Source organism: Methylorubrum suomiense, from assembly GCF_022179765.1.
Classification (GTDB): Bacteria; Pseudomonadota; Alphaproteobacteria; order Rhizobiales; family Beijerinckiaceae; genus Methylobacterium; species Methylobacterium suomiense.
Genome location: NZ_BPRE01000013.1, coordinates 1 through 11,862 on the forward strand (window position 1 = coordinate 1; position 11,862 = coordinate 11,862).

10 protein-coding genes, 1 tRNA gene and 1 pseudogene are annotated in these 11,862 nt (G+C 65.4%); 7 read left to right on the plus strand and 5 right to left on the minus strand.

The window, feature by feature from the left end:
- A partial coding sequence (gene xoxF1 / locus MFF26_RS18615) for a lanthanide-dependent methanol dehydrogenase XoxF1 (protein WP_238308298.1) occupies positions 1-1,353 on the minus strand: 1,353 nt, incomplete at its 3' end.
- 955 nt (positions 1,354-2,308) lie between these two features.
- Between xoxF1 and MFF26_RS18620 the strand changes: the two genes are divergently transcribed.
- Positions 2,309-2,674, plus strand: a complete 366-nt coding sequence (locus MFF26_RS18620) for a hypothetical protein (protein ID WP_137829775.1) — start codon at positions 2,309-2,311, stop codon at positions 2,672-2,674.
- On the opposite strand, the gene MFF26_RS18625 is transcribed toward MFF26_RS18620, so the two are convergent.
- The 3 genes from MFF26_RS18625 to MFF26_RS18635 form a co-directional block, all read right to left on the minus strand.
- On the minus strand, positions 2,635-2,943 hold the full coding sequence (locus MFF26_RS18625) for a hypothetical protein (protein WP_137829774.1): 309 nt from the start codon (positions 2,941-2,943) through the stop codon (positions 2,635-2,637). The genes MFF26_RS18620 and MFF26_RS18625 overlap by 40 nt on opposite strands.
- 76 nt (positions 2,944-3,019) lie before the next feature.
- The gene (locus MFF26_RS18630) at positions 3,020-3,583 is read right to left on the minus strand and encodes a metallophosphoesterase (RefSeq protein ID WP_137829810.1); all 564 of its coding nucleotides are present in this window, start codon (positions 3,581-3,583) and stop codon (positions 3,020-3,022) included.
- Positions 3,584-3,662: 79 nt separating this feature from the next.
- Entirely contained in the window at positions 3,663-4,382 is a 720-nt protein-coding gene (locus tag MFF26_RS18635) for a cytochrome c biogenesis CcdA family protein (RefSeq protein ID WP_137829773.1), read from the minus strand.
- A 367-nt stretch (positions 4,383-4,749) separates the two neighbouring features.
- On the opposite strand from MFF26_RS18635, the gene MFF26_RS18640 reads away from it, so the two are divergent.
- Positions 4,750-4,823: transfer RNA gene (locus MFF26_RS18640), tRNA-Gln, on the plus strand.
- A 485-nt stretch (positions 4,824-5,308) separates the two neighbouring features.
- Here MFF26_RS18640 and tnpA read toward each other — a convergent pair.
- A pseudogene (tnpA, locus tag MFF26_RS18645) lies at positions 5,309-5,647 on the minus strand (IS200/IS605 family transposase).
- A 445-nt stretch (positions 5,648-6,092) separates the two neighbouring features.
- On the opposite strand from tnpA, the gene MFF26_RS18650 reads away from it, so the two are divergent.
- The 5 genes from MFF26_RS18650 (at position 6,093) to MFF26_RS18670 (ending at position 11,833) form a co-directional block, all read left to right on the plus strand.
- Positions 6,093-6,608, plus strand: coding sequence for a GAF domain-containing protein (locus MFF26_RS18650; protein WP_137827743.1), 516 nt, complete (start codon positions 6,093-6,095; stop codon positions 6,606-6,608).
- A 31-nt stretch (positions 6,609-6,639) separates the two neighbouring features.
- The gene (locus MFF26_RS18655) at positions 6,640-7,074 is read left to right on the plus strand and encodes a response regulator (RefSeq protein ID WP_137827742.1); all 435 of its coding nucleotides are present in this window, start codon (positions 6,640-6,642) and stop codon (positions 7,072-7,074) included.
- Between the two features lie 427 nt (positions 7,075-7,501).
- The gene (locus tag MFF26_RS18660; RefSeq protein ID WP_137827741.1) at positions 7,502-8,281 is read left to right on the plus strand and encodes an efflux RND transporter periplasmic adaptor subunit; all 780 of its coding nucleotides are present in this window, start codon (positions 7,502-7,504) and stop codon (positions 8,279-8,281) included.
- A gap of 1 nt (position 8,282) precedes the next feature.
- Positions 8,283-9,695 (plus strand): efflux RND transporter periplasmic adaptor subunit, encoded by a 1,413-nt coding sequence (locus tag MFF26_RS18665; RefSeq protein WP_137827740.1) that lies wholly within the window; start codon positions 8,283-8,285, stop codon positions 9,693-9,695.
- On the plus strand, positions 9,692-11,833 hold the full coding sequence (locus MFF26_RS18670) for a site-2 protease family protein (RefSeq protein WP_238308299.1): 2,142 nt from the start codon (positions 9,692-9,694) through the stop codon (positions 11,831-11,833). Before MFF26_RS18665 ends, MFF26_RS18670 begins: the two co-directional genes overlap by 4 nt.
- Positions 11,834-11,862 lie beyond the last annotated feature (29 nt).

The window sequence follows — 11,862 nt, forward strand, 5'->3', positions numbered from 1 at the left end:
CTGGCCCGGGGTGTAGGTCACCTTGAAGGGCTCGTAGTCCATGCAGACGTGGTTCGTCGGGACGTAGAAGAGGTTGGTCTTCGGAGAGAACGCCGCCGGCTGCTGGTCCTTGGTGCCGAGAGCGGCCGGGCAGATGCCCTTCGAGTTCACGTCCTCACCATTCTGCTCGGTCGAGTACTTCGACACGACCAGCGGACGGCCGTAGGTCTTGGAGCCCTTGTCCATGTCGACCTTGGTGGCCCAGTTCACCACTGGATCGAACTTCTCGGCGACGAGGAGTTCTCCGGTCGCGCGATCGAGGGTGTAGCCGAAGCCGTTACGGTCGAAATGGGTCAGCAGCGGGCGATCCTTGCCGCCGATCTTCTGATCGGTGAGGATCATCTCGTTGACGCCGTCGAAGTCCCACTCGTCGTGGGGGGTCATCTGGTAGACCCATTTGGCCACGCCCGTATCGACATCGCGGCCCCAGATGGTCATGGACCAGCGATTGTCGCCCGGACGCTGCTTCGGGTTCCAGGTCGAGGGGTTGCCCGAGCCGTAATACATCAGATTCAGCTTGGGATCATAGGAGAACCAGCCCCAGGTACAGCCGCCGCCGGTCTTCCACTGATCGCCTTCCCAGGTGGCGAGCGAGGAATCCTTGCCGATCGGCTTGCCGAGATGGGTGGTCTTCTCAGGATCGACGAGCAACTGATCGTCCGGGCCGACGGAGTAGCCGCGCCACGCCTTCTTGCCATCCTTGAGGTTGTAGGCGGTAACGTGGCACTGCACGCCGAACTCGCCGCCGGAGATGCCGACGATGACCTTGTCCTTCACCGGCAGCACGGTGGCGGTGTTGGTTTCGCCCTTGGACGGGTCGCCGTTCTTGACCGACCAGTTCACCTTGCCGGACTTGGCGTCGAGCGAGACGAGGGTGGTGTCGGCCTGGTGCAGCAGGATGGCGCCGTCGGCATAGGCCAGACCGCGGTTGACGGTGTCGCAGCACATCACCGGGATGACCGACGGGTCCTGCTTCGGCTCGTACTTCCACACGATCCTGGCGCCCTGATCGAGGTCGAGGGCGTAGACGATGTTCGGGAACGGGGTGTGGACGTACATGATGTTGCCGACGACGAGCGGGGAGCCCTCGTGGCCGCGCAGCACGCCGGTCGAGAAGGTCCAGGCGACCTGGAGGTTCTTGACGTTGCCGGCGTTGATCTGGTCGAGCTTGGAATAGCGAGTGTTGGCATAGTCAACCGTCTGGAGCGCCTGCTCCGCCGGGTTGGCGATGGACTTGAGGACGCTGTCGTTGGCCAGCGCCGGGGTGGCCGCCGCGACGCCCGCACCGAGTGCGAGAAGATGGACCGCTCTCATGGATTCCTCCGCATGAGGTCCGGTTCCGGCCACGTTCGTCCGTGATGCGGAACGGCCTGCTGCCTTGCTGTGATCGTTGTCGGTTTTGCCGGTTCATCACCGGAGACGACGCCCGCCCGAGACCGAAGCAGAGTCGGTCGCCCCTTCTGCCTGCCCGCGACGGGCGACAATCGGATCGACACAGCGAGACATAAGGCATCGAAAACGAAAGGCAATAATAAAAGCATAAGTTCCGGAAATATATATTGTATTTACACTTACAATACCTATAAACAACCAAAAACTCGAAGGACTGCCGCCCATCAAGCCAAATGCCACAATACCATAAGCATATTATATGAGTTTCATCCGATGAAATTAGGAACCATTCATTGACAATTCCGCCCTTACGTCGATAATTCTCTTGTTTGCGACTAGGATTAGAGATCTCTCTAGACTCAACATTCTAGAAAGATGTCTCCAATCACGGCGAGGTCTTCGGACCTCGCCAATTTTTTATTGAATGGTGGCACTCCTTCGCCTCGAGACGGCGTCACGCGCCGCTGGCTGAAAGCGGAAAAGACGTCTGCAAGCGCACCTGCATTCACCTCTTCCCGCCTTTGCCGGGAACACTGTGCAGAGCGCCGATTTTCGCGTCAATATGCGGGATGTTTCGGCAAAAAATTGCGGTAACTAGCTGCAAAATTTCTTGTAATTTATATTCCTATCACGGGATATTTAGGCAAATCCGCAAGGATGGGCCGCAGGAGCAACCCGGTCCGAACCGATCCATCGACAGATCACCTTTCGCTGCGCGTAGCCCGATCTTTACGTCCTGACCGCAACGTCACGGCATGGCTGCGCGATGTCGGCGCAGGCCGATCCGCCGGTCATCACAGCGGGTCGACAAGTCTCGCGCTTCGTTCCAGCGCCTGCGTTCTATAGAGGGTGCGAGAGCCCGATCGGGAGAGATGACATGCCCGCGCGATCCCGAAATGGCCCGGCGGTGGGCGATGACGCCCTGGCACCTGGTCCGGCGCTCGCCCACGCGAGCGCGCTCCTGACTCAACGCGGCTTTCACGAAGTGGCGCGCAACGCGCGCGGCGACAGCCTCTATCTCGCGCGCGGCAACGATCCGGGCCGCCTGCGCCTCTCGAACCATGCCCGGACCCCGAAACAGCGGCGCGGGCATCCGGAAGTGCTGGCGAGCCTCGTGATCCGGCAACCGCGCAACCCGAGCCAGATCGCCGTGATGGTGGAGACGGCCCTGCGAGACTTTGCCGGAGGGCAACGTCGCCGGGATCAGGCCGCGACGGGCAAAGACTCCACCATCGGCGCTTGACCCGATTGGTCACATGACCGTGGCACGGATTCGCCGCCGGGTCGCAATCCCGGAACGACCGATAGGGCCGGTGCGGCGTCCGACATGCGCTCCGGCCCGGCCTCGAGACGGGCGACGAGGATGGCGAGATCCTCGGGGAGATCGGGATCGACGTCGAGACCGTAGGCACCGTCGAGGGCCGGCATCACACTGCGCAGGAACGCCGCGAGCGACAGGGACGGCGAGGGCAGGGGGCGCGCAACGGATAAGGCGGTCGAGAAGGCGGGCATGTCGTCCAGGGCACCGGTCGCGCGATATCGGTACGCTGCGCTGCGGCACTTGAACCGAACCTGAAAGCTCGGCCGTTCAGGCCTCACCGCGCCCGTCACGCACGAGTTCCTCGGGGACAAGCGTCGCGGCGTCCTGCCGGGCCGTCAGGGCAGCGAGCCCGACCGGCGCATCGTCCCAAGCATCGACTCCGACATCGCAGGAACGGGTGGTGTCGGCGAGCGTCGCATGGGTGTGCCCGTAGAGGTGGCGCGTGCCCCGCCACAGCCCCGGCCAAGCGCGATGCGCGTAATGGGCGAGGAACAGTCGCTCGGTCCGGCCCTCCGCATCCCGCACGCCGATGCGGACGCTCTCCACCGGTGGATCGACCCAGGGCAGACGCAGCACGCGGTTGCTGTCGTGATTGCCGCGGACGAGACGCTTGATGCCGTTGAGCCGGTCGAAGACCGCGGCGCAGTAGGCCGGATCGGCATGGGCAGTGAAATCGCCGAGATGCCAGATCTCGTCGGCTTCGGAGACCACGGCGTTCCATCGGGCGATCAGCGCCTCGTCATGGGCCTCGATGCTCGCGTAGCGATCCCCGCGATGGCGCAAGATATGAGTGTCGCCGAAATGAGTATCGGCGGTGAAGAAGACGGCCATGCCCAGTCCCTTGAGACCGGCGAGGTGGCGCGGGGCAGGGCGCGGGGCAAGGCGGCGCACCGCCGCGGCGCGCACCGGATCAGAATCGGGTGGTGAGGGTGTTCAACCACTCGGGTGAGGCCTCGACGAGAAACGTCTCCAGCGCCTTGTCGAGACCGGTGAGGACGGCGAGCCCGATGGTGACGAGGATCAGTCCGAGTCCCGCCTTCAATCCCTGACCGAGCCTCATCATGCCGCCCCGCGCGCGCAGGATGAGGCTCCGCGACAGGCTTCCGAGCACCAGCAGGGGCAAGGCGGCGCCGAGACCGAACGCCCCCATGGTCGCCGCGACCGCGGCGAGGTCGCGCCCCTGGGCGGCCAGAAGCGAGGCGGCCCCGAGGGTCGGCCCGACGCAGGGACTCCAGACGGCTCCGAGCAGCAGGCCCAGGCCGAATTGGCCGGGCAGACCGGCCGTCGAGCGCCCACCGAGGCGGCGGTCGATCGCGTCGACCAGAGGTCCGGCGGCGGCCGCAAGCCGTGCCTGGGCAAAGGGTACCAGCAAAATGAGACCGACGGCGACCAACAGGCCGGCGCCGATGCCTCGGAACACCGCGCCGTCCAGGCCGATGGCGAAGCCCAGCGTCGCCACGAACAGGCCGATCACCGTGAAGGACAGGGCAAGCCCCGCCGCCAGCACCGCCGGCCCGAGCGGATGCTCGGCCGCCGCCGCGCCCAGCACGAGCGGCAGCAGCGGCAGCACGCAGGGCGACAACACCGAGAGCAGCCCGGCAAGACCGGCAAGGCCGAGCGTTCCGATCACCGACGTCCCTCCGAACGACAACCACCGCCCGCGCCAGCCGCGAGCGCGGCATCGACGCACCGCTGTGATAGGTAGGCGCGGACGACCATGCCCTCTTCCTATCTCCACATCCGCACCCCGACGGAACAGCCTTCGTCGCCGAATCCTTCACATTCGTGTTCGCTGCGAACGGCGTTGGTCGCGCGCGCCGATCTCGATGATCGGAAGAAAACGGTGTGATTGCGCCCTACGGTGCGCAATGCCGCCGGATTCTGTTGACGCCGCGCCCAAGCCAGCCTATCTGAGCGCCCAACGCCGCGTACGAGGGTCGCCCCGCGATCCTGACGCCGCGCCTTGGAGCTTCGCTCCTCGCGCGACGACGTTCCGGTGGGGGATAGTTTAACGGTAGAACCGCGGACTCTGACTCCGCTAGTCCTGGTTCGAATCCAGGTCCCCCAGCCACTTATCATCACTCACCAATTCAAACTTTCACTCGTGCCTCGTGGCGAGTGTCACAGATCGTTGGACAAGCGTCGTGCGCTGGTAGCGGCTAGATCCTCCGATCGCGGACGTACGGTTCGGCGTCCAAAGCACCATCAGAAATAAGAATTCTGCATAGACACGGTACCTAGAGGTGCAGCTCTGTCGCTCATTCGGTGGCGCAAGGGCACGATAACGATCCCGCGACGACCTTTCAGGCAGCCCTCCTAGAGAAACCACCCGGTCCAGACTTCGAGCGCTCCCTCGCCGAGATCGCCCGCATGCATCCGCCACGCCCCGGTATCGGCCAGGATCAATTCATTGGTAGGAGTATGTATCCCCCGGCAGAGCTGGGAACTTCACGATTTGGGCCGCTCAAAGCAGCTGTGGGGATCGCTGAAGCGGTCCGGAGAGCTGGAGCCATCTGCCGGTGACTGTCAGTACCAGAGGTTCGGTTGCTCGAAGTGCTAATTCCTTCGCCCCTGCTTTTCGATGTAGGCCCCGATCATGGTTTCGTCTCGGCCCATCATCGAGACGAAGTTGCCCCCGGCCCAGAAATGCCGCCCGACGAAATTACGCTTCGCTCGCCATAAACCGGCGCGAGATGTATGGCCCTCTTACCCTTGATGTCGCCGACCACCTGGGACACAGCATATTAGGGTAGGATGGTGATCATCATATGCACATGATCGGTCGAGAGGCACCTTCTCCGATCCAGCTTTCTTTTTACGGCGCCAGGGCGCGGAACACCTCGCTTAACTGCGGCCGACGTATCCTGCATAATACTATTGAGCACTTTGTATTATGAGTACGACGTAATATTCACAATTTTACATGATACGATAAGATGCTCCGAAACCGCCTATCGTGGAATAACTTCGTGTGCCTCGCGGCTCACGGGAGTAAAATCTGCGATGGGCACTGCAAAAAAGTCACACTGCCACCTCGGCAAAGCCGGGGGAACTCTGTTTAAGATAGGGTTGCCCTGCGAGCTACGCGCCTCGGAGCGTCCTGCGGCAACCTCAGGCCGAGAGTCCTTGGATCGCCGCTTCAACCCCATGCGCCGCTTCAGCGGCAACGACTCGAATATTCGCACAGGGTGGGAAGCCGGCACTCAGCCGAGCCATCAGAATTGCAAGCGTAACTCTCTGCCAACGCCTGGACGGTATGGAGTCGGGATACGTGGAAAAGGGTATCTGCCTGCCCTGCCATAAGGTGCCTCCGACCCCGTAAAGCTCTTGGGCTCAACCGATGACCTACCCTGTTCCATCCAACGAGGCAGAACGCCTGGGCGTCCTGTCCAAGCTCGATCTGCTCGACACACCGCCAGAGCAGGCATTCGATGATTTATGCCGCGAGGCAGCTCAGACGTTTGGTGCTCCCACCGCACTCATCACGTTGCTTGATGCCCAGCGGCAATGGTTCAAGGCTCGGGTCGGTTTCCCGGCGTGCGAGACCACGCGAGGCGTCTCGTTCTGCAACTACGTCGTCGCCGAGGACGCTGTCCTGATTGTTCCCGACACCAGGGATGATCCTCGATTTGCAGCAAACCCGCTCGTCGTCGGTCCGCCTCACATCCGCTTTTATGCAGGCGCGCCGCTCTACTACGGCCAAGACATCCGCTTGGGTGCACTTTGCATCATCGATCAAAAGCCCCGTACAGCTTCTGACATTGATATTCCGACCCTGAAGATGCTGGCCGACCGGGTTGCGGGTGAGATCTGGGTGCGGCAGGCCCTGCATGCGCCTGACGATCGGTCGGCCTAGTTCACGACGCCTAGCCTAGGGAGGATGAGCCATGCTGCGTTCCGACGCTCACGTCCTGATCGTCGACAGCCACGTGGCGGTTGCACGGCTGGTCGCGAAGATCTTCGGGTTGATCGGTCTCGCGGAGGCTGAGTTCGCGTTCGACTCGCTGACCGCACACAAGCAGCTGAAACGACGGCAGCCTGACATCGTCGTCGTGGATGCAAACATATCGCCAACACGTGCGCCTATGCTCATCGCCTTGGTCCGAGCGCTCACAGATGGCAAGGCGGTCACCCTCCTCACGACAACATCGCTCGACGCTGAGATCGTGCGAGCAGCCCGTGAGGCTGGTGTCGACGATGTCCTGCTAAAGCCGTTCACGCCGAATGAGCTGCGAGCACGCCTCATGAGCGCAAAGGTGCAGTTTGGTTCAGCCAATACTGCTCAACAGTCGCGACAGCCTGGCAACCTGACTTTCGTGTGAGCGCTTCGCATCACTGCGCCAAAATACCAGAACGGGTCGTCATGGAGCGTTCTACACTTCACTGGCAGCCGACAATCCATCTTCAGCGTAATACTTCATCAGGAGATTGAACTAATATTTATCTAGACGCCCTAGATCTCCGAGTGTGTCTGCTATATCCGTACAGGTAATCAGGCAAATGATTGCAGTAAGGGCTGTGCAGCACGCTCCATAGTTGCCCTGATGCGATCGGCCACCTGATCCTGAGCCTGTGGAAGAACGCGCAGCGAGTTCACGAGCAGAGTCCCTGGCGCTGCCGCTGCAGCAGGCCCTGGTTCGATCGAGACAGCGCCCGCAACCTTCTGCGAGGCGTGGGAGCCGGCCCCTAGGCGTGCGTCTCGCCGGTCCGCTCCGCTTGAGCCAAACCCATTCTTACGATGCCTTAACCATGTCGACCTACGATCCGGCCGCTATCGCCTTCATGGGTCAGGGGTGTTTCGTGCGCGCGGCAACGGTCATCGTCCTCGCCCTGGCAGCCTTGCCCGCGCTCGCACAATCCGAACCTCCGATTCGTGGTGTCGTGCGCGCGATCCGGGACGCCAGCGTCGCGACGGATTTCAATGCCCGCATCCTTACGCTGCCGTTCCGCGAGGGTGCGTCCTTCAATGCCGGCGATACGCTCGTCACCTTCGATTGCGATCGAACCGAGGCGGAATCGCGTGCGGCCGAGGCCGAGACCGCGATCAACCGCATCGCCTTCGACAATGCGCAGTTGCTCGACCGCCGTCACGCCATCGGGCGTGTCGAGGTGCAGGCGGCCAAAGCGCGGTGGGAGAAGGCGCAGGCCTCCGCCGATGCCCTGCGCGTCAGGGTTCGCGATTGCCGGATCGTCGCGCCGTTCACCGGCCGCGTCGCCGAGATGCGCGCACGCGAGCATGAGATGCCGGTGGCCGGCCAGCCCCTCCTTCGGATCGTCGATACCACCGCCCTGGAAATCGACCTGATCGTTCCCTCGGCCTGGCTCGCCTGGCTGCGGACCGCTGCCCCCCTCCAAGTGAAGGTCGACGAGACCGGAAAGACCTATGCGGCAACAGTGATCCGCACCGCGGCCGCCGTCGATCCGGTCTCCCAGACGATCAGGATCACGGCGGCCTTCGCCCCCGGCGACATCTCGGCGGTGCTGCCCGGCATGAGCCTCGACGCCGCTTTCGAACGTCCGACCCACTGACATGGCCGCGCCGCAGCCGAAGGCCGAGGCCGGGGGGCGCCGTGTCCGCGTCAACCCATTGGGCGGGACGATCCCGCCGGGGCCGGGGCAAGTGGAGGTGGACGACGCGAGCGCCGGCTTGCGCCAGCTCCTTGCCGTCGAGGCGGTCTTCCGCAGAGCCTCGGATCGCGATGCGCTCGGCATCGCCCTCGCCAACGAGTGCGTCAAGCTGGTGCGGGCCCGCCAGGGCTTCCTGCTGCGGACGGATCGCGTCGGCGGTCTCGCGGTCGAACGGGTGTCCGGCACGATCCAGGTCGAGCGGAATGCGCCCCTCCTCGCCTTCGTCGAGGCGGCCGTCACCGCGATCCCGAAAGCCGCGCGCGCCGCGCCCCGCAGCATCGACCTCTCGGTTCTGGACGGCGAGGAAGCCCGGACCTATCCCTTCCGCCACGGCCTCTGGGTCCCCCTGCTGGATCGGTCCGGGCGGCCTGTCGGCGGCCTGTTGCTGACCCGCGAGCGGGCTTTCGACGAGGCCGACACGGCCCTGGCCGGACGGCTCGCGGAGACGGGTGCCCATGCCCTCCTCGCCCTGCGGTCGCCGGTTCTGCCGCGCCTGTCGGGCGATCTGCGCAAACCTGCCCTCGTGATGGCCGGCCTCGTCTTGGCCGGGCTCGCTTGGCCCGTCTCGATGACGGTCCTGGCCCCGGCCACGATCACGGCGGACCGGCCCTTCGTGGTCGCGGCGCCGATCGAGGGCATCATCGAGGAGATCGCGCCTGCGCCGAACGCGCCCGTCGCCGTGGGTGACCTCGTCCTCCGTTACGTCGACACCGCCCAACGCAACGCCCTCTCGGTGGCTGAGCGCGAAGTCCAGGTCGCCGACGCGAAGCTCCGGCAGGTGACGCTGGGGGCCTATGCCGAGGAACGCGCCCGGCGCGAGATCGGGCAGGCCCGCGCCGAGCTCGCCCTGAAAGTGGCCGAACGGGATTTCGCCCGTGACACCTTCGCCAAGACGCAGGTCCGCGCCGAGCGGGCCGGTGTCGCCGTCTACGCTGATCGCAAGGAATGGTACGGCAAACCCGTCGCCGCCGGGCAGCGCATCCTGGAGATCGCCGACCCGAAGACGGTGGAAATCTGCATCGACCTTCCGGTCTCCGATGCCATCGCCCTCGCGGTGGGCGGCCGGGTGCGGGTCTTCCTCGACGCCGATCCCCTCAACGCCCTGGACGCACAGGTGGATCAGGTGACGCCGGTCGCCCGGATGACGGAGGCCGGCGTGCTCGCCCATCGCGTCGTCGCGAAGTTGCCCGCCGGCGCATCGGCACCACGGCTCGGTGCCCGCGGGACGGCACAGCTCTACGGGTCGAGCGTGCCGTTCGGCTTCACCCTCTTTCGCAAACCGCTGGCGTTCCTGCGCCAGAAGGTCGGCCTGTGAGTTTCGGGGCGGATCCGGTGGACGGCCTGCCGCTCACGGCCCTGCGCGAGGATCTGCGGATCGAGCGCGGGGCGATGCCGGGCGATGGCGGCCCCGCCCCCTGGCTCCTCTACGATCCCCTGGCGCACCGCTACTACGAGATCGACGGGACCGGTCTCGCCTTCCTGCGAGCTTGGCGGGCGGGCATCACGCCGGCCGATCTCGCCGAGGCCGCCGGCACGGCTCTCGGGCGAGCCATCCGGCCGGCCGAGGTTGCGGCGTTCCGAGGGTTCTGCGAGGCCAACAGCCTGATCGCGCCTCGAGGGGGGTGGCAGGCCCTGGCGCGGCAGGCGGCGGCTCGCAGGCACGGGCTCGGCGCGTGGCTGCTGCACAACTACCTCTTCATCCGCATTCCCCTGGTGCGGCCGCAGGCCTTTCTCGATCGCACGCTGCCCCTCGCCCGCCGGCTTGCCGATCGGCGCAGCCTGACGGCAATCGCGCTCGCCGGGTTGCTCGGTCTCTATCTCGTCCTGCAGCAATGGGACGCGTTCTGCGCGACATTCCTGCAATTCCTCACGCCGGAAGGTTTGATCGGCTATCTCGCGGCCCTCGTCGCCGTGAAGGCGCTGCACGAGCTCGGTCACGCCTACGTCGCCACCCATTACGGCTGCCGCGTCCCCAGCATGGGCCTCGCCTTCATGGTGCTGGTGCCGGTGCTCTACACGGACACCACCGATGCCTGGCGCCTGCGCGATCGCCGACAGCGCATCGCCATCGACAGCGCCGGAGTTGCGGTGGAACTCGCCGTGGCGGCCATCGCGACGCTGGCTTGGTCCTTCCTGCCCGAGGGGACGGCGCGCTCGATCGCCTTCTTCCTCGCCACGACGGGCTGGGTGCTGAGCGTCGCGATCAACCTCAGCCCGCTGATGCGCTTCGACGGCTACTACATCGCCGCCGACCTGTTCGGCGTGTCGAACCTCCAGCCCCGCGCCTTCGCGCTCACTACCTGGGCCCTGCGCGAGATCCTGTTCGGGCTTGGAGATCCCTGCCCGGAGAACTGGAGCGCGCGGCGGCGCTTGGGCGTGATCGCTTACGGTGTCGCGGTCTGGATCTACCGGCTGGTGCTGTTCACCGGCATCGCCGTGATGGTCTACACCCTCGCCTTCAAGCTCCTCGGCCTGCTGCTCTTCGCCGTCGAGATCGGGGTGTTCGTCCTGCGACCGATCACCCGCGAGGCATTGTTCTGGTGGACGAACCGTGGCCGCATCGCCCCCGGTGGACGCGTGCGCTTCACCGGGGCGGCGCTCGCCGCGGTGCTGATGCTGCTCTTCCTGCCCCTCTCCGGCCGAGTCGAGATTCCGGCGATCGCCGAACCGGAGCGGACCGAGCGCCTCACGGCCGTGGCCCCGGCACGGATCGAGACCGTGGAGGTCGAACAGGGCGACGCCGTCAGCGCCGGACAGGTCCTGATGCGGCTGCGCTCCCCCGCCCTCGACCACGACCTCGACACCGCGCGGATCCGCCTCGCCCTCGTCGCGCTGAAGCAGGACCGCCGCGCCGCCGATCCGCAGGACCGGGCCGGCAGCCTCGTCCTCGAGGGCGAGCACGATGCGCGGCGCGAAGCCGTGCGAGGATTGGAGCGGCGCCACGACGAACTCGTGATCCGCGCAGCCTTCGACGGCGTCGTCGCCGAGATCGAACCCGATCTGCAGCCCGGCCGCTGGGTCGGCAAGGGTGAGGAACTCGGGACGCTGGTCTCGAACGGACGCCGTCAGGTGCGCGGCCTCGTGCCCGAGGCCGCCATGGCACGGCTCTATGGCGGCGCCTCCGGCACCTTCGTGCCGGACGATCTTACCACGGGCTCGATACCGGTCACCGTCCGTTCGGTGTCCGACGCGGCGGTTGCCATCGTCGAGATCCCGTCGCTCCTATCGACGCTCGGTGGGCCGGTCGCCGTGCGCGAGGAGAAGAACGTCGGTCCGGTGCCCGTCGAGGCCCAGTATACGGTCGTCCTGAACCGGCCCGACGACGAGATGCGCCTGTCGGGCACGCCCACCGTGCTGCGCGGCGTGGTCGCGGTCTCCGGTCGTCGCGAGAGCATCGCCACGCACGCGCTTCGGCGCATCGTCGCCGTTCTCATTCGCGAGAGCGGCTTCTGAACGCCGCGAGGGACGGCCCCCGCCCCATC

Coding starts and splice junctions, on each gene's coding strand:
- MFF26_RS18630 (WP_137829810.1), bottom strand. CDS start 3,583: ATGGCCGTCTTCTTCACCGCCGATACTCATTTCGGCGACACTCATATC.
- MFF26_RS18625 (WP_137829774.1), bottom strand. CDS start 2,943: ATGCCCGCCTTCTCGACCGCCTTATCCGTTGCGCGCCCCCTGCCCTCG.
- MFF26_RS18655 (WP_137827742.1), top strand. CDS start 6,640: ATGCTGCGTTCCGACGCTCACGTCCTGATCGTCGACAGCCACGTGGCG.
- MFF26_RS18660 (WP_137827741.1), top strand. CDS start 7,502: ATGTCGACCTACGATCCGGCCGCTATCGCCTTCATGGGTCAGGGGTGT.
- MFF26_RS18620 (WP_137829775.1), top strand. CDS start 2,309: ATGCCCGCGCGATCCCGAAATGGCCCGGCGGTGGGCGATGACGCCCTG.
- MFF26_RS18665 (WP_137827740.1), top strand. CDS start 8,283: ATGGCCGCGCCGCAGCCGAAGGCCGAGGCCGGGGGGCGCCGTGTCCGC.
- MFF26_RS18650 (WP_137827743.1), top strand. CDS start 6,093: ATGACCTACCCTGTTCCATCCAACGAGGCAGAACGCCTGGGCGTCCTG.